Source organism: Burkholderia sp. BCC1640 (assembly GCF_902833125.1).
GTDB classification, from domain to species: domain Bacteria; phylum Pseudomonadota; class Gammaproteobacteria; order Burkholderiales; family Burkholderiaceae; genus Burkholderia; species Burkholderia diffusa.
The window spans coordinates 60527-87177 of sequence record NZ_CADFEF010000011.1 but is presented as its reverse complement, the minus strand read 5'-3'; the positions used below and the strand labels follow the sequence as shown (position 1 = coordinate 87177).

Below are 26651 nucleotides of genomic sequence, written 5' to 3'. Positions count from 1 at the left end.
CTTCTCGTGCCGGCCATCGGCGCGGCCATTCGCCTCCGTTATAGCCCGCTGTTTGCCGCACGCTGACGCAGCAATCCCAGCACCGCGTCGCAATACGGCGTCGGCACGTCGAGCTTGCGTCCCAGTTCCGGAAACACGCCGAGGATCGGCCCGATTTCCAGTGCTCGCCCGGCCTCGAAATCCTGCAGCATCGATGTCCTGAATGCACCGAGCTTGCGCGTCACGGCAATCCGCTCCGGCCCGCTCATTCCCGTATCGAGACCGAGCTTCGCGCCGATCGCGGCCGCCTCCTCCATCATCCGCAACGCGAGGTCGTGCGTGAACGGATCGTCAAGCAGTTGCGAGGCGGTCGAACCCGTCAGCGCGCTCAACGGGTTCATGTTCATGTTGCCCCACAGCTTTGCCCAGATTTCGGTGCGGATCGCCGCGGTCGACTCGACGTCGAAGCCGCCCGCGGCGAGCGCCGCCGCGAATCGCGCGGTCGACGCATCGAGCCGCGGATCGGGCGAGCCAATGATCAGACGGTTGCCGCGACCGCGGCGCACGATACCGGGCGCGTCGGTGCTCGACGAGAGGTGCACAACGCAGCCAATCGCCTGCGCGGGCGGCAGCGCCGCCGAGACCGCCCCCGCCGGATCGACCGCATCGAGCGGCACGCCGTCGAGCGGGCCCGCGAACCCGTGCGTGAACCACCACGGCAGCCCGTTCATCGCGGCGACGATCACCGTGCCGGGCCCGACCAGCGGCGCGATGCGCGCGGCCAGCGCCGGCAATGCCTGCGCTTTGAGCGCGATCACCACGTAGTCCTGCACGCCGAGCGCGGCCGCGTCGTCGCTCGCACGCACCGGGATCGACGACTCGGTGCCCGCTTCGTCGATCATGCGCACGCCGTGCGCGTTCAGGGCATCGAGTGTCGCGCCGCGCGCGAATGCGCTCACCGTCATGCCGGCCCGCGACAGCGCGGCCGCGAGCAACCCGCCGATCGCGCCGACACCGACCACCGCCGCGCGCACCGACCCTGAATTCGTGTCGTTCATGATGGAAATCCGTCTACCGGGAGCTGACGAGCATAGCGCCAGATGGTTGCGGCTACAACCATTCACGCAAGCATCTGCGTGACCGTGTTCGCATGAGCGATTCAGCGCGGTGCGATGCCCGCCTCCACAGGCTCGTCGTCGGTCGAGCCGCCCGTCGCGCCGAGCACGCCGGCGATCTGGCTCTTGTCGTGCATGCCGAGCTTGCGGTACGCGCAGCGCAGATAGTGACGCACGGTCGTCGGCGAAATCGCCATCTGCTGCGCGACCTCCTTGTGCGAACGGCCGGCACCGTAATAGCGGATCGCCGCCAGCTCGCGCGGGCTCAGCCGGTCGAGCAGCGAGCGCGGCCGCGCCTCGATCTGGAACAGTCCCGCGACGGGCACGCACTGGATGCGCAGCGCGTCGCCGATGTACGGCTGGCCCGACTGGCGCCGCACATGCGCGACCAGCGGCTCCGGCACGCGCGGGCCCGTCCACGCCGGCCATTCAGTCCGCAGCACGTCGTCGAATCCGTGGTCAGCGTGATGCAGCACGCCGAAGTTGTCGCACAGCGCGCGCGCCGCCGGCGCCACCGCATCGGCACGCTCGCGCGTGAGCTGTGCCGCACGGTTGATCGTCAGCGCGGCCGCCAGATGCGGAATCACTTCCTCGAAGCGGCTCGCGTCGTCGTCGCTGAACGGACGGTTCAGGCCCTGGCGGTAGATCGACATGAACGTCGTCAACCCGAAGCGGCGATCGAGCGTACACACGCACATCAGTTGCGCCAGCCCGTACTTCACGCACCAGTCGCGAAACCGCGCGTCGAACCCGGGTTCGACGACCGACAAGCGCACCGCGCGACCATGCGCGCCGAGCAGCGTGCGCTGCGCGAGCGGATCGCAGTCGCGCACGCGTTTCCAGTCGCCGAAGAACGCGTGCGGAAGACGGTACAGGAAACTGTTGTGCATCACCGGGCCGGTCGGCACGTGCGTCGCGACGCCGGTCCATGCGGCGTCGAACGGGATGAGCCCCTGCAGCAGCGAAAAGAAGCGGCACTCGAATTCGCCGATGCTCGACTGCGCGGCGAGCGCGTACAGGTCGAGCAGCATCAGGCCGAGTTCGCGTCGCGCCGCGTCGCCGCGCGTCACGCCGTCGAAATCGGCGCGGCGCGACGGCAGCGGCGGCCATGCGGATTCGTCGAGCACGATCGCGGCCGGCACATCGCGCAGCGCATCGGGATCCTGCCTGATATCCGTGGTGATCCTCACCTTCCGCTCCCCTGCCCGATCGGGCCGCTGATGCGCGCAATGCAGACCGGCCGATTATAGCGACCGGCATTTTTGGCGGGCCCCGCCACCAGAACACGCGGCAACCCCATCCATTTGAACGGTGCGCCGCCCGTTGCTGCTGCGCAGCACGCCGCGCTGAGGTGTCGCGGTACGTCCATCCCGTGCACCGCGGGTTTTCCTCACCGTTCATCTGCACGACTGTTCAGCGGTTTTCCCGCTGCCGACACTGCGTCGCGACAACACCAACGACAAGCGATGCAGGACGGAATGGAGATCCCAACGTGATGACACCCCGCTTCATCAGCACGGCCACGGCCACCGCGGCGCTCGCCGCGTGCAGCCTCGCCGCGCACGCGCAATCGACTCTCACGCTGTACGGCGCGCTCGACGCCGGCGTGCAGTACCTGACGCATGCCGACGGACGGCAAGCGGCCGTGCGATTGCAGAACTACGGCATCCTGCCGTCGCAGGTCGGGCTGAAAGGCACCAAGGATCTCGGCGGCGGATGGCGCGCGCTGTTCAAGCTCGAACAGGGCCTCAACGTCAACGACGGCACATCGACCGCCCCGGGCTACGCGTTCTTTCGCGGCGCATACGTCGGCATCGCGGGGCCCGTCGGCACCGTGACGCTCGGCCGGCAGTTCAGCGTGCTGTTCGACAAGACGCTGTTCTACGACCCGCTGTGGTACGCGTCGTACAGCGGCCAGGGCGTGCTCGTGCCGATGAACGCGAACTTCATCGACCACTCGATCAAGTACCAGTCTCCGACGTTCGCCGGCTTCGATGTCGAGGCCCTCGCCGCGACCGCCGGCGTCGCGGGCAACGCGCGCGCCGGGCGCGTGCTCGAGCTCGGCGGTCAGTACGCCAGCAACGGACTGTCGGTCAGCGCGGTGCTGCATCAGGCGCACGGCGACGCGTCGGCCGCAGAGGACGCGTCCGCGCGCCGCCGCGAACTCGGCACGCTCGCCGCGCGTTACGCGTTCGCGACGCTGCCGCTCACCGTCTACGCGGGCGTCGAACGCCTGACCGGCGACCTCGAAGCGGCGCGCACGATCGTCTGGGGCGGCGCCCGTTATCTGACATCGGGCGGAATCGGGCTGAACGCGGGCGTCTACCACACCGATTCGCACACGCCGACGATCGGCCACCCGACGCTCTTCATCGCCAGCACCACCTACGCGCTGTCCAAACGCACCGTCGCCTACATGAACCTCGGTTATGCGCGCAACAGCGGCCAGAGTTCGCAGACCGTCTACGAATACGACCCGACACCGCTCGCCGGCGCATCGCAGTTCGGCGCGATGGTCGGCATGTATCACCTGTTCTGATTCCGTCCAGCGAGATCCCGCCATGAAAACCCTTTGCTCCGATGCCGCGCCGTCGTCCGACGGCCGCGCGGCGCCTTTCGCGCGCTCGACGCTCGTCGCGCTCGTCGTGTTCGCGGCCATTACGCCGCTGCTGCTGCTCGTCGCGCCGGCCGTCGCCGGTCAACTGGCGACGCAGCTCGGGCTGTCCGCGTCGCAGATCGGCACCTACTTCTTCGTCGAACTCGGCGCGTTCAGCCTCGCGACCGTGCCGTCGTACCTGTGGCTCGGCCGCGTCGATGCGCGCCGCGTCGCCGCGTGCGCGATCGCGCTGTTCGGCGCGGGCAATCTCCTGACCGCGTTGTGGATGCCCGGCTTCGTCGCGCTGCTCGCGCTGCGAGCCGTCACCGCACTCGGCGGCGGCTCGCTGATGGTGCTCTGCATGACCAGCGCGGCCACGAGCGAGAACAGCGATCGCGTGTACGGGCTGTGGGTCGTCGGCCAGTTGGTCGCCGGTGCGGTAGGCCTGTTTGTGCTGCCGCACGTGTTCGCCGCGTTCGGGCTGCGCGCGCTGTACGTCGCGCTCGCCGCGCTCGCGCTGGTTGCCGCGCCGTTGTCACGCGGCTTTCCGGCGACGCTCGGTGCGCGGACCGCGTCGGCCCGGGCCGCGCGCGGCGCCGCGACGGATGCATCACGGCTCTTCGTCGCGCTCACGATCGGCGCGGTACTGAGCTTCTATCTCGCGATCGGCAGCGTGTGGACGTTCGCGAGCCGCGCGGCGGCGGAAGCCGGACTCGACCAGCAATCGACCGGCAACGTGCTCGCGATCGCGAGCGTGATGGGGATAGCCGGCGCGGCGCTCGCATCGTGCGCGGGCGGCCGGCTTGCGCGGCGCACGATGCTGGCCGCCGGTTACGCGCTGCTCGTGGCGTCGCTCGTCGCCCTCGCCGCGCTGCCGCATGCGAGCGGCTACGGCGCCGCGATCTTCGCGTTCAAGTTTGCGTGGACGTTCGTACTGCCGTTCATTCTCGCGACCGTCGCGCAGATCGACACGTCCGGGCGGCTCGTCGCGACGCTCAATTTCGTGATCGGCGCGGGCCTCGCGGCCGGCCCGCTCCTCGCCGGGCTGTTGCTCGATGCCGGCGGCACGATGCACACGCTGTTCGCGGCCGCGACGGCCGTCGCGATCGCGTCGTTTGCCGCGCTGCGCCATATCGATCGGCGCGCGCGGATGTCCATCACTTCCGTTTCTTCCCAACCGTGACAGGTCGACCCATCCATGAATCGCACTGCCTTCTTCACCGATGAACGCACCTTCTGGCACACCGGCGGCACGCACGCGCTGTTCTTCCCGGTCGGCGGCTGGGTCCAGCCGCCGTCGAGCACCGGCTACGCGGAATCGCCCGATTCGAAGCGCCGCCTCCTGTCGCTCGTGCAGGCGTCGGGCCTGGCCAACCACCTCGACATGCGCGGTGCCGCGCCGGCCACCACCGGCGATCTGCTGCGCATCCACCCGGCGAGCTATCTCGATGCGTTCCGCGCGCTCAGCGATGCGAACGGCGGCGACCTCGGCGATCTCGCGCCGTTCGGCAAGGGTAGCTACGAGATCGCCGCGCTGTCCGCGGGTCTCGCGATCGCGGCGGTCGACGCCGTCGTCGCCGAGCGCGCGGCGAACGCGTTTTCGCTGTCGCGACCGCCCGGCCATCACTGTCTGCGCGATCGCCCGATGGGCTTCTGCCTGCTCGCGAACATCCCGATAGCGATCGAGGCCGCACGCGCGAAGCATGGCATCGACCGCGTGGCGGTGATCGACTGGGACGTGCATCACGGCAACGGCACGCAGTCGATCTACTACGACGATCCGGACACGCTGACGATCTCGCTGCATCAGGACCGCTGCTTTCCGCCCGGCTACAGCGGCGGCGATGAGCGCGGCGCAGGTGCGGGCATCGGCGCGAACCTGAACGTGCCGTTGCTCGCGGGCAGCGGCGACGACGCGTATCGCCATGCGTTCGAGCGGATCGTGCTGCCGGCGCTGGAGCGGTTCCGGCCGGAACTGATCGTCGTCGCGAGCGGCCTCGATGCGAACGCGGTCGATCCGCTCGCGCGCATGCAATTGCATACGGACAGTTACCGGTACATGACGCGCGCGGTAAAGGAGGCGGCGCAACGCCATTGCGGCGGGCGGCTCGTGATCGTCCACGAGGGCGGCTATTCGGAAGCGTACGTGCCGTTCTGCGGACTCGCGATCGTCGAGGAACTGGCCGGTATCCGAACCGATGTCGCCGATCCGATGCTGGATCTCGCGATCGCGCAGCAGCCGGGCGAGCGGTTCGTCGCGTTCCAGCGCGAACTGCTCGACGAACTGGCCGTGTCGTTCGGCTTGTAACGCGCGCTCACCAACGATGCGGAGCCGGCCCTTGCGCGATCGGTGCGGATGGGGTTTCCTGTGCTTTTACACCTGCCAGGTCCGGCCCCCTCTTCAGATGAAATCGTCTCCGCGCGATCCCGACACCAACGACAAAGCGCGCCGCCAGCCTTCGAAGCTCGCACTGAATATCGCCGCCGTGCTGGTCGGGCTCGTCACGTTCGCGATCGGCGCGGCGTGGTTGATCTATAGCTGGATCGTCGATCGCGAAGCGCAGTATTTCGCGATTCCGCTGGTGTTCTCGGTGCCGGTGATCGTGGCGGTCGCGGTGCGGAGTTTCTGGGACTAGGCACGCTTGAAACGACGAAGCGCCGCGGTCGGTGGACGCGCGGCGCTTCTTTTTCAGGTCCAGTACAGGTATCTGCGGCGAGCAGCAAGCCTCCCCGTTCGGCCTGGAACCGTTCACAGGCCCGCGCGTGCGCACGGATTCGGGACCGGCCCCTGATAGCCGTGGATGGCGCTCAGCGCGGAACCCACCAGCACCGTGCCGAGCGATTTCAGCATGGCTTCCGTCGTCGTGGGCTCACCGCTCGAGATGGGCCGCCCCGAGTAGGCCATGCACCCCGGTGACGGCGCGATCGCCTGCACGGGCCGTGCGCTCCATGCGACGTTGTCGGCAGGCGTGGCGGCATACGCCGGTATTGCCAGCGTCAGAGAAAGAAGGGAAATCAGCATGCGTGCGAGGTTGGTCATCGATGGTCCCCGGTCGAACAACCCACGTGAATGAATGGCGTTGTTCATGATATGCGCAGCCGGTTTTCCGTGCCTGCGAAAGCGTGCGCACTCCCCCGCGGAACCACACCAACAAAAAAGCGCTGCCGGTCAGCCAACCGGCAGCGCTTTCTCGGGAACGGCCCTTGGCGGGGCACGTTCAACTTCGTGGTGCGTGAGGCCGGACTCGAACCGGCACACCCTTGCGGGCGTCAGGACCTAAACCTGGTGCGTCTACCAATTTCGCCACTCACGCGGATTTCTGTCGCCTCATCGCGTGGCACGCAAGATGCGTTCTCCACGCGCCCGGGACTTCATGCCGAACCGAAAACCGGCACACCCGATCAGGCGAGCGCGAGATTCTACCCGATCTGCGCAGCATTGTCTCGCCCCACCGGCGCCCGTCGAAGAGCGGTGCTAGAATGCCGCGCTCGACGTGCCGGCCATGCGCCGGCGCGCGTCCCCGAACCCGCCTCCGCCACGATCCCACCCGTGAACTTCGACGACTACTGTCAGCAAAAGGCCGCCCCCGCAGGCTCCAGCGTCTACTACGCGCTGCGCCAGGCGCCGCTCGCCGCCGAACCGCGGCTGACGGCCCTGTTCGCGCTGCGCCGCGAACTCGAGGAAACCGTCAAGGAAACCAGCGATCCGACCGTCGGACACACGAAGCTCGCGTGGTGGCACAAGGAACTCGCGGCGCTCGCCGCCGGCGAACCGTCGCATCCGGTCACGAAGGCGCTCGCGCAACACCACCCGGCGATCGGGGCCGAATCCGATGCGCTGCGCACACTCGTCGACGGTTACGGGATGGATCTCGAACAGGCGCGTTACCTGGATTTCGCGAACCTGCAGCGCTACATCGCGCAGGTGGGCGGCACCTTTGCGTCGCTGGTCGCGCGCGCAAGTGCCGCGAATCCGGCCGACCCGCAACCGTGGGCCGCGGATGCCGGCCGCGCGCTGATGCTCGCGCAATTCGTGCAGGAACTCGGCAACGACGCGCGGCACGGCCGCATCTATCTGCCGATCGACGAACTGCAACGCTACAACGTGACCGCTGCCGACCTGCTGAACCGCCGCTACAGCCCGGCTTTCACCGAGCTGCTGCAGTTTCAGACGGGCCGCGCACGCGACGCGCTGGCCGCCGCCGACGCAGCAGTCCCCGCATCCGAGCGCCGCGCGCAACGCACGCTGCGCGCGCAGATTGCACTGGCCGGTGCGCTGCTCGACGAAATCGAGCGCGACGGCTACCAGGTGCTGCACCAGCGCATCGCCCTGACACCGATCCGCAAGCTGTGGATCGCGTGGCGCGCGGCACGCCGCCGCTGACCCGCGCCGTCACCCTCCCCGGCATCACACCTTCAGCAGCGGCAGCGTATCGAAGCGCTGCTGCAGCACGTGCGTCGCATCGAGCCCCCACCACGGCCCGAGCACGGTCGCATACAGCTGACGGAAATCGACCGCGACCGGCAGGTTGCCGTTGCCGTCGAGATGCCCGAGTGCCGGCGCCGCGCCGTACAACCCGCCCGCCACGCGCCCGCCCATCACGAAATGCGGCGCGGCGGTGCCGTGATCGGTGCCGTTGCTCTGGTTCTCGCGCACGCGCCGCCCGAATTCCGCATACGTCATCACGAGCGTCTGGTTCCAGCGCCCGAGTTCGATCAACGCACCGCGCATCGCACTCATCCCTTCCGCGAACTGCTTGAGCAGCGCAGCCTGCTGCCCCGGCTGGTTCTGGTGCGTATCGAAACCGTTGAGCGTGAGCCGCAACACCGCGACGCCGTCCTGCGCGCCGGGCCCCGACGCCTCGCATGCCGCGAGCACCTGCATCGCGGTCTTCACCGACGTACCGAATGTACCGGCCGGAAAGGCGGTCCTGAACTCGCGCATGCCGCCGCGCGGGCGCAGCCGGTCGGCCGCCTTCACGATGTCGTTCTCGACGTCGATGATGTGCGCGAGCGCCGGGTTCCGCTCGCGCAGCGACGACGGTTCGGCCAACCGCGCCGCGCGGATGAACTGCGCCGGATTGACGAGCGCGATCGCGCGCGCGCCGTTCGCGAGCGGCCCCATCTCCGCGCTGCCGAGCACGACGCCGTCGGCCGCGAAGCCCGGCGGCACCGGCGCCTGCGCGAACGTGCGCGTGAGCCAGCCTTCGTGCAGGTACTGGTCGGAGCGCGACGCGGTATCCCAGATCTCGATCGAGCGGAAATGCGACAGGTTCGGCTGCGGATAGCCGACGCCCTGCACGACCGCGACTTGCCCGTCGCGCCACAGCGGCATCAACGGCGCGAGCGACGGGTGCAGCCCCGTATGCGCATCGAGCTGCAGCACCTGGTCTCGCTTGATGCCGATGCTTCGGCGAAACTGGTAGTAGAGCGGATCGGCATACGGCACCACAGTGTTGAGGCCGTCGTTGCCGCCCTTCAGCTCGACGAGGATCAGCACGTTCGCATAGCCGGCCGCCGGCTGCCGCCCCGCCGCGGCGATCGATGTCGCCGCCTGCGCGGGCGGCTGCCACAACGACACGCCCGCCGCGGCCGCGGCGCCCGTCAGCGTCAGAAAATCACGTCGGTTCATCGTGCATCCTTCGGTTTGCCGCGCGGCATGGCCACCGCGGCAGCGCACCTGTTCATCGTCGTTTCGGTCATTTCAGTTGATAGGCCGGATCCATCAGCAACGCCTCGAGATACGCGCTGCCGGTCGAGTCCGTATCGATGGCCGCGACCGGCGACACCGGCAGCACCGCGTGCTGCAGTTGAAGCTCGGTCGACAATCCGGCAATCGCCTGCGGCCGTGCACGATACTGCGCAAGCCAGCGTTCGAGGTCGAATCGCAGGCCGCCGCGCGCGGGCCGGGCCGGCGCGCCGCGCATGCCGGCGGTCTCGGTCGCGCGGAATAGTTGCTCGACGAACTGCTTGCGCGCAAGCAGCGTCGTGCTGTTGATCCACATCGCGCCACCCGGCCAGCCCTTCACGTTCGGCGGATAGAACAGGTTCTGCCCGAGCGTGCGCACGGTGTTCGCGAGCATCTGCGGATCGCCGTACGCGACATCGAACAACCGCACCGATCCGACGACGAACTCGGCCGGCGACTTCACGAGCACGCCGCGATTGCGCGGATCCCAGAATTCGTCGGTCGACCAGAGCGCGGCGAGCGCCGCGCGTATGTCGTAACCGCTCGCACGAAACCGCTCGGCGACGACATCGAGCGCGCCGGCGTCGGGCGTATCGGATACGAACTCGCGCCACAGCTTGCCGGCGATAAAGCGTGCTGTGTCGGGCCGCTTCAACAGGATGTCGAGAAAGCCGTCGCCGTCGAACGCACCGGTCTCGCCGAGTATCGTCTTGTCGCCCGCGTCGTGCCATTCGGGCCGCACCACGAAGCGCAGCGTATCGGGATCGACGCTCCAGCCGGTCATCGCGCGCGCGGCCTCGGTGACGTCGTGCTGCGTGTAATGCCCTTCGCCGAGCGTAAACAGCTCCATCACCTCGCGCGCGAAGTTCTCGTTCGGACGGCCCTTGCGGTTGCTCGCGCCGTCGAGATACTGAAGCATCGCCGGATCCTTCGCGACCGCATGCAGGAGCGTGCCGAAGTTGCCGAGCGCCTCGCGGCGAAACAGCGCATTCTGCGCAGCCATCGTCTGCGGATACGGGACCTTGTCCTGCCCGGACGTGAAATGCCCGTGCCAGAACAGCGTCATGCGCTCGGTGAGCGGCGACGGCGTCACGACCATCTCGTTGACCCACGCCGCACGCAACGCATCGTAGCTGCGATTGCGCTCGCCCTGCTCGTCGCGCCGCATGTCGGGCGTCAGCGCCTGTCGCTGCGCGCGGGTCGGCGGTAACTCGGCGAGCCAGTCGGGCCAGGGCGTCACAGGGTCGCGACGCACGTTGCCGAGCGTGTCGGCCACGACTTGCGCGCGCGTCATCCCGACGATGCGGGCGACCTCGGCCGGTGTGGGAGAAAAGCCGGTGCGGCTCAGGAAGAACAGCGCATCGTCGGCGTCGAGCGGCGCCTGCATCGCGGGCGATGCCGGGGCGGCAGCGTTCGCTTTCATCGTCGTGGACTCCCGGAACGCACCGGCGGTGCGGATGCCGGTACAACGGCAGCAGGCATCCGAAAGTTGACGGAAAAATTGCTACGGAATCTTTCCGCGCCGCGCGTGGGCGCGTGCGGATCAGCGCTTGTACAGCTCGCGAACGGCGTCCTCGATGTGCTGGCGCAACAGGTGGCGCTCCTCGGGCGTCATGTGCCCGTCGCGGCGGCGCTGTTCGAGATCGGGAGGCACGGCGGAACGGACCGCCATGTCGGCGGCGCGGTCGGGCTGCGGCGCTTTGCCGCGCGGCAGCTTGCGCGACGAGGCGCCCTGCTCGGGGCGCTGCGCATACGCGAAGTTCGACGCATATGGACCGGCAAGTGCGATCGTCAGCATCAGTGCAATCCGGGCAGATCGCATGAGCGTCCTCGCTTCTTTGGTCGATTTGTTCCCTTCGTCACGCGGCAACCGGTTACCTCTGGTACTTGAAAAACCCTGCGGAATTCGGGCGTACAAAGATGAAAGATGGAGTGCAGGGGAGTATCTACCGAATTTCGGCTTCGAGTAAAGGAATCTCTATAGCCTGCCTTTACTCCGCGCGACACTACGGGTAAATTTTGTAACGGACTGTAACGCGCGAAAATACGCGACCGTGCGTAATTTCCCATTCGCGATAAGATGCCGCTCATGGAAACGAAAAACCCCTCCAAGATTCTCGTCGTCGACGACGACCCGCGCCTGCGCGATCTGCTGCGCCGCTATCTCGGCGAGCAGGGTTTCAACGTGTACGTCGCGGAAAACGCGACCGCGATGAACAAGCTCTGGGTGCGCGAGCGCTTCGACCTGCTCGTGCTCGACCTGATGCTGCCGGGCGAGGACGGCCTGTCGATCTGCCGCCGCCTGCGCGGCAGCAACGACCGCACGCCGATCATCATGCTCACCGCGAAGGGCGAGGACGTCGATCGCATCGTCGGCCTCGAGATGGGCGCCGACGACTACCTGCCGAAGCCGTTCAATCCGCGCGAACTCGTCGCGCGCATTCACGCGGTGCTGCGCCGCCAGGCGCCGGCCGAGCTGCCGGGCGCGCCGTCTGAAACCACCGAGGTGTTCGAGTTCGGCGAATTCTCGCTGAACCTCGCGACGCGCACGCTGACGAAGTCCGGCCAGGAAATTCCGCTGACGACCGGCGAATTCTCGGTGCTGAAGGTGTTCGCGCGTCATCCGCGCCAGCCGCTGTCGCGCGAAAAGCTGATGGAGCTCGCGCGCGGCCGTGAATACGAAGTGTTCGACCGCAGCCTCGACGTGCAGATCTCGCGCCTGCGCAAGCTGATCGAGCCGGATCCGGGCAGCCCGCGCTTCATCCAGACCGTCTGGGGCCTCGGCTACGTGTTCATTCCGGACGGCGCCGCCTGATCTTTCTCCTTTCCGGTTTCGCCCGTCCTCGGCCCGTCCCATGCGTATCGACCGGCGCCTCCTGCAGCTCGCGTTCGGCGGGCTGTTCTGGCGCACCTTCCTGCTGATCGCGCTGCTGATCTCGGTCAGTCTCGCCGCGTGGTTCCAGAGCTTTCGCGTGATCGAGCGCGAGCCGCGTGCGCAGCGCGTCGCGCTCCAGCTCGTCGCGATCGTGAAGCTCACGCGCACCGCCCTGCTCTATTCCGATCCCGATTTGCGGCGCGCGCTGCTGCAGGATCTCGAGAGCAACGAGGGCGTGCGCGTGTACCCGCGCGAAAAAACCGACAAGTTCAAGCTGCAGCCCGACGAATCGCTGAACCGCCTGATCGAACACGACATCCGCAGCCGTCTCGGCGACGACACCGTGATCGCGCAGTCGGTCAACGACATACCGGGCGTGTGGATCAGTTTCAAGATCGACGACGACGACTACTGGGTCGCGCTCGACCGCGACCAGCTCGACAGCGTCACCGGCCTGCAGTGGGCCGGCTGGGGCCTGTTCGCGCTCGCGCTGTCGCTGTTCGGCTCGGCGTTCATCACGAGTCTCGTGAACCGGCCGTTCTCGCGGCTGGCGCTCGCCGCGCGGCAGATCGGCTCGGGCCAGACGCCCGAGCTGCTGCCCGAGCGCGGGATGGGCGTCGCGGCCGAGACCAACCGCAGCTTCAACCAGATGGTGCGCGATCTCGAACAGCTCGAGGCCGACCGTGCGCTGATGCTCGCGGGCATCTCGCACGACCTCCGCACGCCGCTCGCGCGGCTGCGCCTCGAGACCGAGATGAGCCCGTCCGACCAGGCGACCAAGGACGCGATGGTCGACGACATCGAGCAGATGGACCGCATCATCGCGGCCTTCATCGATTACGCGCGCCCGTCGCAACGCAAGCCCGAGCCCGTCGACCTGTCGTCGATCGCGCAGGAAGTCGCCGCGCGCGTGGCGGGCGAGGACGGCGTCGAGATCCGCACGCGGCTCGCGGCGACCGCCGTGATCGAAGCCGACGAGACCGACATGCGCCGCGTGATCGGCAACCTCGTCGAGAACGCGCGCAAATACGGCCAGAGCCGCGACGACGGCGTGTCGCGCATCACGCTCGAAACGCGCGTGACGCACGCGCGCGTCGAGCTGTCGGTGAGCGACGAGGGCCCCGGCATCCCCGAGGACCAATTGCCGCTCGTGATGCGGCCGTTCTACCGTGTCGACACGGCGCGCACCAAGGCGGACGGCACGGGGCTCGGCATGGCGATCGTGCTGCGCCTGGTCGGCCGCTATCGCGGCGCGCTGCGCCTGCGCAACCGCAGCCCCGAAGCGGGCCTCGAAGTCACCCTCGAATTCCCCGGCGCCGGCAAGGCGCGTGCGACGGCGTGACGCGTTCGCGCACGCTTCTTGCGCGTCACACTATCGGCGCGGTTGAAAAAAACTATGGGAATCGTTAGCCAAAATCTATTGAAGCGCTTTGTTAATAGTGTTACAGTCCTGCCCATGCTGTCACACCAACGTTGCAGCACCGAGGTAGCTTGACTCAGTCTTCTTCCCAACTCATACAGGAGTATCCGCATGAAAACCGTGGGCGATAAACTCGAAGCATTCACCGTCGTAGCCGCGAAGCCGGGCTTCAACAATCACGAGGAAAACGGCCAGTCGGCGTTCGAGACCGTCACCGAAGCGTCGTTCCCGGGCAAGTGGAAGATCATCTACTTCTATCCGAAGGATTTCACGTTCGTGTGCCCGACGGAAATCGTCGAGTTCGCGAAGCTGACGAAGCAGTTCGAAGAGCGCGACGCCGTCCTGCTCGGCGGCAGCTCGGACAACGAATTCGTGAAGCTCGCATGGCGCCGTGAGCACAAGGACCTGAACAAGCTGAACCACTACTCGTTCGGCGACGTCAAGGGCGAGCTGATCGACCAACTCGGCGTGCGCGACAAGGAAGCCGGCGTGGCCCTGCGCGCGACGTTCATCGTCGATCCGGACAACACGATCCAGCACGTTTCGGTGAACAACCTGAACGTCGGCCGTAGCCCGGAAGAAGTCCTGCGCATTCTGGACGGCCTGCAAACGGACGAACTCTGCCCGTGCAACCGTGCAGTCGGCGGCGCAACGCTGTAAGCGCATCGATGCACGAAGCCCGCGGCGCACATCCTGCCTGCGGGCTTTTTTAACGGCCAACCCATAGGAGATATCAATGGAATTCATCGACTCGATTAAGGCGCGTATCCCCGACTACGCGAAGGACATTCGCCTGAACCTCGACGGCACGATCTCGCGCTCGTCGCTCGAAGGCACCGATGCAGTCGGCGTCGCGCTGGCCGCGGCGGTCGCGGCGAAGAGCACCGTGCTCGTGAAGACGATCCGTGAAGCCGACGTGCTGTCGCCCGAAGAGACGAACGCCGTGCTGACGGCGGCCGCGCTGATGGGGATGAACAACACCTGGTATCCGTATGTCGAGATGGCCGACGACGCCGACCTGAAGACGCAGCGCGCCGAGCTGCGGATGGGCGCGTATGCGTCGCACGGCGGCGTCGACAAGCGCAGGTTCGAGATGTACGCGCTCGCCGCATCGATCGTCGGCAAGTGCCACTTCTGCGTGAAGTCGCACTATGCGCTGCTGAAGAACGAGCAAGGCATGACGACGACGCAGCTGCGCGACGTCGGCCGTATCGCGTCGGTGATCAACGCCGCCGCACAGGTGATCGCCGCCGAAGGCGAATAAGCCGTCGCGCAAGCGGCAGCGCGGTGCACTGCGGCGGCCATGCGCGCGGCACCGCACCGCAAAACGAAAATGCCACGCAAGCGCGTGGCATTTTTCATTCCGGCGGCGCGACCGGCGCGCCGCGTCGGATCGGCTTCAGACGCTCACGCGCCCTGCTTCACCAGCAACGCGGCGGCCTGCGCCTCGATGCCCTCGCCACGGCCGAGATAGCCGAGCTTCTCGTTGGTCTTCGCCTTCACGTTCACGCGCTCGAGCGGCAGCCCGAGATCGGCCGCGATGTTCGCTCGCATCCCGTCGATGTGCGGCGCGAGCTTCGGCGCCTGCGCGATCACCGTGCTGTCGACGTTCTGGATCGCGAAACCGGCCGCCTTCACGCGGGCGACGCACTCGCGCAGCAGCACGCGGCTGTCCGCGCCCTTGAACGCCGCGTCGGTGTCGGAGAAATGGCGGCCGATGTCGCCCAGCGCCGCCGCGCCGAACAGCGCGTCGGTGATCGCGTGCAGCAGCACGTCCGCGTCCGAATGACCGAGCAGGCCGCGCTCGTAAGGAATCGTCACGCCGCCGATGATGAGGGGGCGCCCCGCGACGAGCTGGTGCACGTCGTAGCCTTGTCCGATTCTGAAATCCATGCGTAGTCCGGTTGAGATGAGGTGAAAGTCAGGAAGCGTTCGTGGAGCGCGCGAGGATCGCTTCCGCAAGCGCGAAATCTTCCGGGTATGTGACCTTGAAGTTGCGCAGGCTGCCCTGCACGACGCGCGGCGTGTGCCCGGCCCATTCGATCGCGCTGGCCTCGTCGGTCAGGTCGTGCCCTTCGCGCTGCGCGCGCAGGATCGCGTCGCGCAGCATGCCGATGCGGAACATCTGCGGCGTCTGCGCCTGCCACAGCGCGTCGCGCGATTCGGTGCGCGCGATCGCGTCGCCGCCGGCCGGCACGCGCTTGAGCGTATCGGCCACCGGCAGTGCGACGATGCCGCCGACCGGGTCGTCCTTCAGCGTCGCGACCAGCGTGCGGATCAGCTCCGGCGTGATGCCCGGGCGCGCGGCGTCGTGCACCAGCACCCAGTCCTGGTCGGTCGCGCCGAATTCGGCCAGCTCGAGCAGCCCGTTGAGCACCGACGCCTGCCGCGAGCCGCCGCCGCAGCGGCGCACCGCGAAACGCAGGCCCGCGAAGCGGCGCGCGTCGAAGTGCGTGTCGTCGGGTGCGAGGACGACGAGCGTCTGCGCGAATTCGCTGCACGCGTCGAACGCGGCGAGCGTGTAATGCAGGAGCGCGCGGCCGGCCAGCGTGCGGTATTGCTTCGGCACGGCAGAGCCGGAACGGCTGCCTGTGCCGGCGCAAGGAATCAGGGCGAAAAGTCGGGGAGTCACGAAGGGGAAACGCCGGAAAGATGAAATCGAGAAGCGGATTTTATAATAGGTCTTTCGTCTCGACCGGCGCACCGCGATGCGCCCGTGCCCGCCACCCCTGCCGTCCCTATGCCAGACAACGCTTCCACCCCGTTCGCCTCGCCCGTCGCCCGCGTCAAACCGGGCCAGCGGTTCGCCTTCGACGGCGCGCACGGCTCCGCCGACGCACTCGCCATCGCCCGCTATCTCGCCGACAACCGCGACGCGGTCCCGCTCCTCGCGGTGATCTGCGCGAACGCGGTCGACGCGCAGCGGCTGTCGCAGGAACTCCGCTATTTCTCGCCCGACGCGCGCGTGCGCCTGCTGCCGGACTGGGAAACGCTGCCGTACGACACGTTCTCGCCGCACCAGGATCTCGTCTCCGAGCGCCTCGCGACGCTGCACGACCTCGGCGAGGGCCGCTGCGACATCCTGCTGGTGCCCGCGACCACGGCGCTGTACCGGATGCCGCCCGCATCGTTCATGGCCGCATATACGTTCGCGTTCGCGCAGGGCGAGCGGCTCGACGAGGCAAAACTGAAGGCGCAGCTCACGCTGGCCGGCTACGAGCACGTGAGCCAGGTCGTGCGCCCCGGCGAATACTGCGTGCGCGGCTCGCTGCTCGACCTGTACCCGATGGGCTCGCCGCTGCCCTACCGGATCGACCTGTTCGACGACCAGGTCGACTCGATCCGTGCGTTCGATCCCGATACGCAACGCAGCCTCTATCCGGTGCGCGACGTGCGCCTCCTGCCCGGCCGCGAGTTTCCGTTCGACGAAGCCGCGCGCACGGCCTTCCGCAGCCGCTGGCGCGAAACCTTCGAAGGCGACCCGAGCCGCGCGCCGATCTACAAGGACATCGGCAACGGCGTGCCGTCGGCCGGCATCGAGTATTACCTGCCCCTCTTCTTCGACGAGACGGCCACGCTGTTCCACTACCTGCCGCAGGATGCGCACCTCGTGTTCACCGGCGACCTCGAAGCGTCGATCCGACGCTTCACGGCCGACACGAAGCAGCGTCACGCGTTCCTCGCGCACGATCGCGAGCGGCCGATCCTCGAGCCGCAGCGCCTGTTCCTGTCCGACGAGGATTTCTTCGCGTTCGCGAAGCCGTTCGCGCGCGTCGTGCTGCCCGCGCAGCCGGCGGGCGGCTGGGCGACGGGCCTGCCCGAGCTCACCGTCGACCGCCATGCCGACGATCCGCTCGCCGCGCTGCGCACGTTCGTCGAATCGTCGGGCAAGCGCGTGCTGCTGACGGTCGAGTCGGCCGGCCGCCGCGAAACGATCCTGCAACTGCTCGCCGAGCATCACCTGCGCCCCGCGTCGAACGACCACTTCACAGGCTGGCTCGAAAGCGACGCGCCCTTCGCGCTCGGCGTCGCGCCGCTCGCGAGCGGCTTCGCGGTGCCGGGCGAAGGCTACGCGATCGTCACCGAAACCGAGCTGTACGGTGCGCTCGGCCGCCGCGCCGGGCGCCGCCGCCAGGAACAGGCGAGCAACGTCGATGCGATGGTGCGCGACCTGTCGGAGCTGAAGGTCGGCGATCCGGTCGTGCATGCGCAGCACGGCATCGGCCGCTACATGGGCCTCGTGTCGATGGATCTCGGCGAAGGCGAGACCGAATTCCTGCATCTCGAATACGCGGGCGAGAGCAAGCTCTACGTGCCGGTCGCGCAACTGCACGTGATCTCGCGATACAGCGGCGCCGATCCCGACAGCGCGCCGCTGCACGCGCTCGGCTCGGGCCAGTGGGAGCGCGCGAAGCGCAAGGCCGCGCAGCAGATCCGCGACACGGCCGCCGAGCTGCTGAACCTGTATGCGCGCCGCGCGGCCCGCGAAGGCCATGCGTTCGCGCTCGAGCCGCGCGACTACGTGAAGTTCGCGGAAAGCTTCGGCTTCGAGGAAACGCCCGACCAGGCCGCGGCGATCGCGGCCGTGATCGGCGACATGACGAGCGGCAAGCCGATGGACCGCCTCGTGTGCGGCGACGTCGGCTTCGGCAAGACCGAGGTCGCGCTGCGCGCCGCGTTCATCGCGGTGATGGGCGGCAAGCAGGTCGCGCTGCTGTCGCCGACCACGCTGCTCGCCGAGCAGCACACGCAGACCTTCGCCGACCGTTTCGCGGACTGGCCGGTGCGCATCGTCGAGCTGTCGCGTTTCAAGACCGCGAAGGAAGTGAACGCGGCGATCGCGCAGATCAACGAAGGCAGCGTCGACATCGTGATCGGCACGCACAAGCTGCTGTCGTCGGACGTGCAGTTCAAGCGCCTCGGCCTCGTCATCATCGACGAGGAACACCGCTTCGGCGTGCGCCAGAAGGAAGCACTGAAGGCGCTGCGCGCGGAGGTCGACGTGCTGACGCTGACCGCGACGCCGATCCCGCGCACGCTCGGCATGGCGCTCGAGGGGCTGCGCGATTTCTCGGTGATCGCGACCGCGCCGCAAAAGCGGCTCGCGATCAAGACCTTCGTGCGGCGCGAGGAAGAAAGCGTGATCCGCGAGGCGATGCTGCGCGAACTGAAGCGCGGCGGCCAGGTGTACTTCCTGCACAACGAGGTCGAGACGATCGAGAACCGCAAGGCGATGCTCGAGGAACTCGTGCCCGAGGCGCGCATCGTGATCGCGCACGGCCAGATGCACGAGCGCGAACTCGAACGCGTGATGCGCGATTTCGTCGCGCAGCGCGCGAACGTGCTGCTGTGCACGACCATCATCGAGACCGGCATCGACGTGCCGAGCGCGAACACGATCATCATGCATCGCTCGGACAAGTTCGGCCTCGCGCAGCTGCACCAGTTGCGCGGCCGGGTCGGCCGTTCGCACCACCAGGCGTATGCCTACCTGCTGGTCCACGACCCTCAGTCGCTGACCAAGCAGGCGCAGCGCCGGCTCGAGGCGATCCAGCAGATGGAGGAACTCGGTTCGGGCTTCTATCTCGCGATGCACGACCTCGAGATCCGCGGCACCGGCGAGGTGCTCGGCGACAAGCAGTCGGGCGAGATCCACGAGATCGGCTTCCAGCTTTACACCGACATGCTGAACGACGCGGTGAAGGCGCTGAAGAACGGCAAGGAGCCCGACCTCACCGCCCCGCTCGCCGCGACGACGGAAATCAACCTGCACGCGCCCGCGATCCTGCCGGCCGACTACTGCGCGGACGTGCAGGAGCGGCTGTCGCTGTACAAGCGTCTCGCGAACTGCGAACACGGCGACGCGATCGACGGCATCCAGGAAGAGCTGATCGACCGCTTCGGCAAGCTGCCGCCGCAGGCGCACGCGCTCGTCGAGACGCACCGGCTGCGGCTGGCCGCGAAGCCGCTAGGCATCGTCAAGATCGACGCGAGCGAGGCGGCGATCGGGCTGCAGTTCGAGCCGAACCCGCCGATCGATCCGATGCGGATCATCGAGATGGTGCAGAAACATCGGCACATCAAGCTCGCGGGCCAGGACAAGCTGCGCATCGAGACGCGCTCGCCCGACCTCGCGATTCGCGTGTCGACGATCAAGGAGACGCTGCGCGCACTCGCGCCGCGCGCGGACACGGCGAGCGCGGCACGCTGACGGCATGGCCGCGATGCTGCACCGCATCGCGGCCGGCGAAGGCGGGCGAACGCGTTTTTGAGTATGATTTTCCCATTCATCAGACGGAGTTTTGCCATGTCCACTCTCGACGCGCCGGCGCCGTCCGCCGCAACCCAAGGCGACGCTTCGCTCGTCAGCCTGCCCTGGATCAAGCAGCTGGTGTCGATGGACACGACGAGCCGCGTGCCGAACCTCGGCCTGATCGAAACGGTGCGCGACGCACTTGCCGCGAAGGGCATCGCGTCGACGCTCACTCACGATCCGCGCGAAGGCTGGGCCAACCTGTTCGCGACCGTGCCCGCGCACGACGGCTCGACCGACGGCGGCATCGTGCTGTCGGGGCACACCGACGTCGTGCCGGTCGACGGCCAGCAGTGGGACAGCAACCCGTTCGCGCCGGAGCTGCGCGACGGCCGCCTGTATGGCCGCGGCACGTGCGACATGAAGGGCTTCATCGGCGCGGCGCTCGCGCTGCTGCCGGAGATGCAGGCGACGAAGCTCGCGAAGCCGATCCATTTCGCGCTGTCCTATGACGAGGAAATCGGCTGCGCGGGCGCACCGCTTCTGATCGCCGATCTCGTCAAGCGCGGCGTGAAGCCGTCCGGCTGCATCGTCGGCGAGCCGACGAGCATGCGGCCGATCATCGCGCACAAGGGCATCAACGCGTACCGCTGCTGCGTGCGCGGCCACGCGGCGCACTCGTCGCTGACGCCGAAGGGCCTGAACGCGATCGAATACGCGGCGCGCCTCATCTGCCACATCCGCGACATCGCCGAGCGCTTCCGCGCCGAGGGCCCGTTCGACGAGCTGTACGACGTACCGTTCACGACCGCGCAAACGAGCACGATCCAGGGCGGCAACGCGATCAACACGGTGCCGGCCGAATGCCGGTTCGACTTCGAGTTCCGCAACCTGCCGACGCTCGACCCCGAGCAGATCTTCACGCGCATCGAAGCGTATGCGCAGGAAACGCTGCTGCCGCAGATGCGTCGCGAGCATCCGAACGCGGCGATCGAGTTCTCGAAGATCGCCGCCGCACCCGGGCTCGATGCGACCGAACAGGCCGCGATCACGCAGCTCGTGCGCGCGCTGACGGCCGACCAGGACAAGCGCAAGGTCGCATACGGCACCGAGGCCGGCCTGTTCGAACGCGCGGGCATCCCGAGCATCGTGTGCGGGCCCGGCAACATCGAACAGGCGCACAAGCCGAACGAGTATGTCGAACTCGCGCAGCTCGCCGCCTGCGAGCAGTTCCTGCGCAAGTTCATCCGCAGCATGTCGGTCGACGCACACTGACTGCCCCCCCGCCACGCCGGCCTGCGTGCGCGGGCCGGCCCACCCCGCCATCCGCCACGTCATGTCGACTGAACAACAGGGCACCGCCCATACGACGATCGACGGCGAGCCGATTCCGACGCTCGACGAAATCGCCGCGCAGCATTTCGCGTTGTCGCCGTGGGTCGCGCGCACGCCCGTGTTCGAGCGCGCCGACCTGCCGTCCCTCGAGGGCACGCACGTCAACTTCAAGTTCGAGCTGCTGCAGGTGAGCGGCAGCTTCAAGGTGCGTGGTGCGTTCACGCACCTGCTGGCCCTCGACGAAGCGCGCAAGAACGCCGGCGTCACGTGTGTGTCGGCCGGCAATCATGCGGCAGCCGTCGCGTACGCGGCGATGCGGCTTGGCAGCAGCGCGAAGGTCGTGATGTTCCACACCGCGAGCCCGGCGCGCATCGCGCAGTGCAAGCAGTACCGCGCGGAAGTCGTGCTCGCCGGCAGCGCGTCGCAGGCGTTCGACCTCGTGCGGCGGATCGAGGCCGAGGAAGGCCGCTTCTTCATCCATCCGTTCAACGGCTATCACACGATTCTCGGCACCGCGACGCTCGGCTACGAATGGGCGACGCAGACGCCCGATCTCGACGCGGTGATCGTGCCGATCGGCGGCGGCGGGCTCGCGGCCGGCATGGCGACCGCGCTGCGGCTCGCGAATCCGCGCGTGCACGTGTATGGCGTCGAACCGGAAGGCGCCGACGCGATGAGCCGCAGCTTCGCGGCGAATCACACGATCAAGATGAGCGCGATGCAGACCATCGCCGACTCGCTGATGGCGCCGCACACCGAGGAATACAGCTACCAGCTGTGCCGGCGCCACGTCGACCGCATCGTCACGGTGTCCGACGACGCGCTGCGCGCGGCGATGCTGTTCCTGTTCTCGCATCTGAAGCTGGCGGTCGAACCGGCGTGCGCGGCCGCGCTCGCGGCGCTGCTCGGCCCGCTGCGCGAAACGCTGCAGGGCAAGCGGGTCGGCGTACTGCTGTCGGGCACGAACACCGACCCCGCGACGCTCGGCATGCATCTCGCGCACGCGAAACTGCAGCACTGACGCCGTGCACGGCACCCCGGGTTATCCCCAGTTTATGTTGACAGCCCTGTTGATAACCCGCCGGACATGCACGCAAGTGGTTGAGCGCGCAGCGTTTTACGCGCGCGAAGCACGCCGGACGCGAAATAGGCAGATGCCGCCTTCGAACGCCCATCCCGCGACGTGGCGACGTCGCGCGCACCACGCGATCGGCATCGCCGCCATCGCGCTGCTCGCCGGTTGCGCGGCGCCGCCCTCGCCCGTCGTCGACACGCCCACGGCCTGCGTGCAGCCGCCGGACGCGCACCGGATGCTGCAGGCCGACCTGCTGTTCGGGCGCGATATCGCCGGACGCGGCCCCGTCACCGATGCGGAACGCGCGGCGTTCCTCGCCGACGTCGTCACGCCGCGCTTTCCGGACGGCTTCACCTACTGGGACACCCGCGGCCAATGGCGCGACCGCGCCACCGGCCGCATCATCCGCGAAGCGAGTTTCGTGGTCCGCATCGTCGCCGACGATACGGCCAACACGCACGCGCGGCTTGCCGAGATCCGGCAAGCGTACCGCGAGCGCTTCCGGCAGGAGTCCGTCGGCATCACGCTCGTGCCGGCCTGCGCGTCGTTCTGATTCGTCTTCATCGCCGGCGCACGGCGACACGCAAAAGAAAACGGGCGCCCGAAGGCGCCCGTCGCATGCGAAACATCCGCGTATCGCTTACTTGTTCTGGAACATGTCCATGATCTGCTGCTTCTCCTGCTGCGTGACGGGCGGCGGTGCGAGCCCCTCCGAGCCGGCCGAGCCGAGCGCGTCGTTCGCGCTGATCGCGTTCGCGGCCGGGTTGATGTCCACGCTCGCGACGAAGCCGTTGCCCGGTGTGCGATCAGCGTAGTAAAGCTCGCCGTCGATCGAGGTCAGCCCGTCCGGCATCGGCATCTGCTGCTCGGGCACGCCGTTCAGCGCGGTGCGCATGTAGTTCACCCAGATCGGCAGCGCGAGCTGCGCGCCGAATTCGCGGCTGCCGAGGCTCTTCGGCTGGTCGAAGCCCATCCAGGCGACGGCGACGAGCGACTGCTGATAGCCGGCGAACCAGCCGTCCTTCGCATCGTTCGTCGTACCCGTCTTGCCCTGCAGGTCGCTTCGGCCGAGCGCGTTGGTGCCCGCGCCCGTGCCGGCCGTCGCGACCGTGTGCAGCAGGCTGTTCATCACGTATGCGTTGCGGCCTTCGATCGTGCGCGGCGCGGTGCCGCCGGCGATCACCGGCTGCGACTTCTGCAGCGGCTGGCCGCGCGCGTCGTCGACTTCGGCGATCAGGTACGGATCGACCTTGTAGCCGCCGTTCGCGAACACCGCGTAGCCGGTCGCGAGCTGCAGCGGCGTCACGAGGCCGGCACCCAGCGCCATCGGCAGGTACGGCGGCGTCTTCGCCGGATCGAAGCCGAAGCGCTGCGTCACGTACTCCTGCGCGTACTGCGTGCCGATCGACGCGAGGATCCGGATCGAGACCAGGTTCTTCGAACGCTGCAGGCCCGTGCGCATCGACATCGGACCGTCGGGCTGATCGTCGTCCTTCGGCTCCCACGCGGTGCCGCCCGGCACGCTCGGCGGGAAGTACAACGGCGCATCGTTGATGATCGTCGCCGGTCCGAGGCCCTTGTCGAGCGACGCCGAATAGATGAACGGCTTGAACGACGAACCCGGCTGGCGCCACGCCTGCGTCACGTGGTTGAACTTGCTCTTGTTGAAGTCGAAGCCGCCGACGAGCGAGCGGATCGCACCGTCCTGCGGCGCGATCGCGACGAGCGCGCCTTCGACCTGCGGCAGCTGCACGACCTGCCAGCCCGCCTTGCCGTCCTTCAGCACCCGCACGATCGAGCCCGGCTTGATCCGCAGCGTCGCGTTCGCGCGCGGGCTCAGCGCGGCCGACACGAAGCGCAGCCCGGCCGGGCCGATCGTCGTCGTCGCGCCGCCGACAAACTGCACCTCGACCGCGTTCGGCGACGCGGCCAGCACCACCGCAGACTGCAGGTCGCCGTTGTCCGGGTGATCGGCGAGCGCATCGTCGATCGCCTCGTCTCGATCGTCGCCGGCCGCCGGCAGGTTGATCGAGCCTTCCGGCCCGCGATAGCCGTGGCGGCGCTCGTAATCGAGAATGCCGCGACGCACGGCCTGGTACGCCGCTTCCTGGTCGGCCGAGTTGATCGTCGTCGTGACGGTCAGCCCGCGCGTATAGGTTTCGTCCTTGTATTGCTGGTACATCATCTGCCGCACCATCTCGGCGACGTATTCGCCGTGCACCGCGTACTGGTTGCCCGGCGTGCGCACGTGGATCTCTTCCTTCACCGCCTGGTCGTACTGCGGCTGCGTGATGTAGCCGATCTCGAGCATGCGCTTCAGGATGTACTCCTGACGCACCTTCGCGCGCTTCGGATTGACGACCGGGTTATACGCGGACGGCGCCTTCGGCAGCCCCGCGAGCATCGCCGCTTCCGCGAGCGTGATGTCCTTCAGGTCCTTGCCGAAATACACGCGCGCGGCGGCCGCGAAACCGTACGAGCGCTGGCCCAGGTAGATCTGGTTCATGTACAGCTCGAGGATCTGGTCCTTCGTCAGGGCCTTTTCGATCTTGTACGCGAGCAGCATCTCGTAGATCTTGCGCGTATACGTCTTCTCGCTCGACAGGAAGAAGTTGCGCGCGACCTGCATCGTGATCGTGCTCGCGCCCTGGCGCGCGCCGCCGTGCATCAGGTCGGCGACGCCCGCGCGCAGGATGCCGAGGAAGTCCACGCCGCCGTGCTCGTAGAAGCGGTAGTCCTCGATCGCGAGCACCGCCTTCTTCATCACGTCGGGAATGTCCTGGAAGCGCACGAGGCTGCGGCGCTCCTCGCCGAACTCGCCGATCAGCACGTGATCGGCAGTAAACACGCGCAGCGGCACCTTCGGCTGGTAGTTGGTCAGCGCGTCGAGCGACGGCAGTTGCGGTGCCATCACGACGAGTGCGTAGCCGACGATCAGCGCACCGACGATCGCGAGCGTCGCGAACAGGCCGACGAACCACAGCGCGACGCGCGAGCCGAACGAACGGCGATCGCCGCCCCCGCCGCCGCGACGCTGCGCGCGCCGATCGTCGCCGCGGTCGTCGTCATCGGGGTAATAGGCTCCCGACGGCGAACGGCGCAACGTGTAGTGAGGTTCGTTCCGATCGGAAGGAGAAGACGGTCGTTTGATAATTGGCATGTCGGAATGGCGGGCGGCGTGGCGCCCTCGGACGCATGCGGAAAATGCAAGCGGATGAATCAGAGTGGGTGCATCGTGGCAACTGTCACGTCGACAGACCCCGCCGCGCGGCGATCCGTTCCCGCGACGTGACAGCGCATTTTAATGAAATCGACCGATCGGCTTGGCGATTTTTTGTAAAAATTCCCGCACAAGCGTGAATTGCGGAACGTATTGGCGCCATGCTCCGCCTATTATGGACTCGCAACCCGGTGCGTGCCGCGCCGTTTCTTTCAGCTGCGAAAGGTGTAAATCCGCGCACGCCTCGCGCTTGAACTCCGGCACTTAAGCCGTATTTAAGGGGCCGGCGGTGTAATATCCGCCAGCTCACGCGGGTCGGAACCGATTCGCGACGGGCATTGCCGCTGACGCGGCACCTTTCAACCACGGAGGATTTCATGTCGCTTTTCGACTCTGTTTCGCGCACGATCAAAGGCCTGCTGAACGATGCGGCCGACTCGGTACAGGATCCGTCGCGCGACGCACGGCAGATCGTGCGGGAGCTCGACGACAGCATCGGCCGTGCCGAGAATTCGCTGATCGAGATCGAGGCACAAGTCGCGACCCAGCGCAGCAAGCGCGATGCGGCCGACGACAAGGTGAAGAAGTACGAAGACGGCGCGAAGCGCGCGCTGCAGGCCGGCGACGAAGCGCTCGCACGCGAGGCGCTCGCCGCGCAGTCGAACGCGGAAGCCGAGCGCGATGCGCTCGCGGCCGAACTGACGACGCTCGAGCCGTCGGTCGACAAGCTGAAGGGGCAGATCGCCGACATGCGTCAGCGCCGCAACGACCTGAACGCGCGCTCGAACATCCTGCAGGCCAAGCAGGAAATCGCGCAGGCGAAGGACGTCGCGGCCAGCGCGCTGGGCGGCATCGGCGGCAAGAACCTCTCCGAGGACTTCCAGAAGCTCGAGGACAAGGTCGCGCTGCAGAACGCGCGCTCGGACGCCCGCCTGAATTCGGCCGACACGTCGAGCGGCAAGGCGCTCGACGACAAGCTCGCCGCGCTGAACAAGGGCCCGTCGGTCGAGGACCGCCTCGCCGCGCTGAAGAAGCAACTCGACACGCCCGCGCAGTAACGGCAACCGCGCCGCGGCCCGCCGGGCCCGCGGCGC

At 67.7% G+C, this 26651-nt stretch carries 23 protein-coding genes and 1 tRNA gene; 14 read left to right on the top strand and 10 right to left on the bottom strand.

What is annotated here, in order from left to right; translation table 11 throughout:
• Nucleotides 1–38: 38 nt before the first annotated feature.
• Entirely contained in the window at nucleotides 39–1037 is a 999-nt protein-coding gene (locus HWX25_RS14330) for a 2-dehydropantoate 2-reductase (RefSeq protein ID WP_175908888.1), read from the bottom strand.
• Between the two features lie 101 nt (nucleotides 1038–1138).
• On the bottom strand, nucleotides 1139–2284 hold the full coding sequence (locus HWX25_RS14325; RefSeq protein ID WP_175908887.1) for a LuxR C-terminal-related transcriptional regulator: 1146 nt from the start codon (nucleotides 2282–2284) through the stop codon (nucleotides 1139–1141).
• 302 nt (nucleotides 2285–2586) lie between these two features.
• On the opposite strand from HWX25_RS14325, the gene HWX25_RS14320 reads away from it, so the two are divergent.
• From HWX25_RS14320 to HWX25_RS14305, 4 genes are all read left to right on the top strand, one after another.
• Nucleotides 2587–3633: a porin gene (locus HWX25_RS14320; protein WP_175908886.1), complete on the top strand. Its 1047-nt coding sequence runs from the start codon at nucleotides 2587–2589 to the stop codon at nucleotides 3631–3633.
• A gap of 22 nt (nucleotides 3634–3655) precedes the next feature.
• On the top strand, nucleotides 3656–4873 hold the full coding sequence (locus HWX25_RS14315; RefSeq protein WP_175908885.1) for an MFS transporter: 1218 nt from the start codon (nucleotides 3656–3658) through the stop codon (nucleotides 4871–4873).
• A gap of 15 nt (nucleotides 4874–4888) precedes the next feature.
• A complete protein-coding gene (locus tag HWX25_RS14310) occupies nucleotides 4889–5998 on the top strand; it encodes a class II histone deacetylase (RefSeq protein ID WP_175908884.1) in 1110 nt (369 codons plus the stop codon).
• A 97-nt stretch (nucleotides 5999–6095) separates the two neighbouring features.
• Nucleotides 6096–6326, top strand: a complete 231-nt coding sequence (locus HWX25_RS14305; protein WP_059529650.1) for a hypothetical protein — start codon at nucleotides 6096–6098, stop codon at nucleotides 6324–6326.
• 113 nt (nucleotides 6327–6439) lie between these two features.
• On the opposite strand, the gene HWX25_RS14300 is transcribed toward HWX25_RS14305, so the two are convergent.
• Both HWX25_RS14300 and HWX25_RS14295 read right to left on the bottom strand, forming a co-directional pair.
• A complete protein-coding gene (locus tag HWX25_RS14300) occupies nucleotides 6440–6778 on the bottom strand; it encodes a hypothetical protein (RefSeq protein WP_244138771.1) in 339 nt (112 codons plus the stop codon).
• A 139-nt stretch (nucleotides 6779–6917) separates the two neighbouring features.
• Nucleotides 6918–7004, bottom strand: a tRNA-Leu gene (locus HWX25_RS14295).
• 236 nt (nucleotides 7005–7240) lie between these two features.
• Here HWX25_RS14295 and hpnD point away from each other — a divergent pair.
• A complete protein-coding gene (hpnD, locus tag HWX25_RS14290; protein ID WP_175908883.1) occupies nucleotides 7241–8074 on the top strand; it encodes a presqualene diphosphate synthase HpnD in 834 nt (277 codons plus the stop codon).
• Nucleotides 8075–8098: 24 nt separating this feature from the next.
• On the opposite strand, the gene HWX25_RS14285 is transcribed toward hpnD, so the two are convergent.
• From HWX25_RS14285 to HWX25_RS14275, 3 genes are all read right to left on the bottom strand, one after another.
• A complete protein-coding gene (locus HWX25_RS14285) occupies nucleotides 8099–9322 on the bottom strand; it encodes a DUF1501 domain-containing protein (protein WP_059693483.1) in 1224 nt (407 codons plus the stop codon).
• A gap of 67 nt (nucleotides 9323–9389) precedes the next feature.
• Nucleotides 9390–10802, bottom strand: coding sequence for a DUF1800 domain-containing protein (locus HWX25_RS14280; protein ID WP_175908882.1), 1413 nt, complete (start codon nucleotides 10800–10802; stop codon nucleotides 9390–9392).
• Between the two features lie 120 nt (nucleotides 10803–10922).
• The gene (locus HWX25_RS14275) at nucleotides 10923–11201 is read right to left on the bottom strand and encodes a hypothetical protein (protein ID WP_059529638.1); all 279 of its coding nucleotides are present in this window, start codon (nucleotides 11199–11201) and stop codon (nucleotides 10923–10925) included.
• Between the two features lie 267 nt (nucleotides 11202–11468).
• Between HWX25_RS14275 and ompR the strand changes: the two genes are divergently transcribed.
• The 4 genes from ompR to HWX25_RS14255 all read left to right on the top strand — a co-directional run bounded on the left by ompR (nucleotide 11469) and on the right by HWX25_RS14255 (nucleotide 14938).
• Entirely contained in the window at nucleotides 11469–12194 is a 726-nt protein-coding gene (gene ompR, locus HWX25_RS14270) for a two-component system response regulator OmpR (RefSeq protein ID WP_004199523.1), read from the top strand.
• A gap of 40 nt (nucleotides 12195–12234) precedes the next feature.
• On the top strand, nucleotides 12235–13596 hold the full coding sequence (locus HWX25_RS14265) for an ATP-binding protein (protein ID WP_059693488.1): 1362 nt from the start codon (nucleotides 12235–12237) through the stop codon (nucleotides 13594–13596).
• A gap of 189 nt (nucleotides 13597–13785) precedes the next feature.
• Nucleotides 13786–14334 (top strand): peroxiredoxin, encoded by a 549-nt coding sequence (locus HWX25_RS14260; protein ID WP_031399305.1) that lies wholly within the window; start codon nucleotides 13786–13788, stop codon nucleotides 14332–14334.
• Nucleotides 14335–14410: 76 nt separating this feature from the next.
• Nucleotides 14411–14938 carry a carboxymuconolactone decarboxylase family protein gene (locus tag HWX25_RS14255; RefSeq protein WP_175908881.1) on the top strand — a complete coding sequence of 176 codons (528 nt, stop codon included), beginning with the start codon at nucleotides 14411–14413 and terminating at the stop codon, nucleotides 14936–14938.
• 143 nt (nucleotides 14939–15081) lie between these two features.
• On the opposite strand, the gene ispF is transcribed toward HWX25_RS14255, so the two are convergent.
• On the bottom strand, nucleotides 15082–15567 hold the full coding sequence (gene ispF, locus HWX25_RS14250; RefSeq protein ID WP_059817673.1) for a 2-C-methyl-D-erythritol 2,4-cyclodiphosphate synthase: 486 nt from the start codon (nucleotides 15565–15567) through the stop codon (nucleotides 15082–15084).
• 28 nt (nucleotides 15568–15595) lie between these two features.
• Nucleotides 15596–16306 carry a 2-C-methyl-D-erythritol 4-phosphate cytidylyltransferase gene (gene ispD, locus HWX25_RS14245; protein ID WP_059693491.1) on the bottom strand — a complete coding sequence of 237 codons (711 nt, stop codon included), beginning with the start codon at nucleotides 16304–16306 and terminating at the stop codon, nucleotides 15596–15598.
• 108 nt (nucleotides 16307–16414) lie between these two features.
• Here ispD and mfd point away from each other — a divergent pair, with 108 nt between their 5' ends.
• The 4 genes from mfd to HWX25_RS14225 all read left to right on the top strand — a co-directional run bounded on the left by mfd (nucleotide 16415) and on the right by HWX25_RS14225 (nucleotide 22890).
• Nucleotides 16415–19885, top strand: coding sequence for a transcription-repair coupling factor (gene mfd / locus HWX25_RS14240; RefSeq protein WP_175908880.1), 3471 nt, complete (start codon nucleotides 16415–16417; stop codon nucleotides 19883–19885).
• A 96-nt stretch (nucleotides 19886–19981) separates the two neighbouring features.
• A complete protein-coding gene (gene argE / locus HWX25_RS14235) occupies nucleotides 19982–21202 on the top strand; it encodes an acetylornithine deacetylase (protein WP_175908879.1) in 1221 nt (406 codons plus the stop codon).
• Nucleotides 21203–21263: 61 nt separating this feature from the next.
• Nucleotides 21264–22283 carry a threonine/serine dehydratase gene (locus HWX25_RS14230; RefSeq protein ID WP_059817680.1) on the top strand — a complete coding sequence of 340 codons (1020 nt, stop codon included), beginning with the start codon at nucleotides 21264–21266 and terminating at the stop codon, nucleotides 22281–22283.
• A gap of 133 nt (nucleotides 22284–22416) precedes the next feature.
• The gene (locus HWX25_RS14225) at nucleotides 22417–22890 is read left to right on the top strand and encodes a DUF3574 domain-containing protein (RefSeq protein WP_244138770.1); all 474 of its coding nucleotides are present in this window, start codon (nucleotides 22417–22419) and stop codon (nucleotides 22888–22890) included.
• A gap of 87 nt (nucleotides 22891–22977) precedes the next feature.
• On the opposite strand, the gene HWX25_RS14220 is transcribed toward HWX25_RS14225, so the two are convergent.
• A complete protein-coding gene (locus HWX25_RS14220) occupies nucleotides 22978–25497 on the bottom strand; it encodes a penicillin-binding protein 1A (RefSeq protein WP_175908878.1) in 2520 nt (839 codons plus the stop codon).
• A gap of 437 nt (nucleotides 25498–25934) precedes the next feature.
• On the opposite strand from HWX25_RS14220, the gene HWX25_RS14215 reads away from it, so the two are divergent.
• Complete coding sequence (locus tag HWX25_RS14215; RefSeq protein WP_044843730.1) at nucleotides 25935–26615, top strand: PspA/IM30 family protein; 681 nt, start codon at nucleotides 25935–25937, stop codon at nucleotides 26613–26615.
• Nucleotides 26616–26651 lie beyond the last annotated feature (36 nt).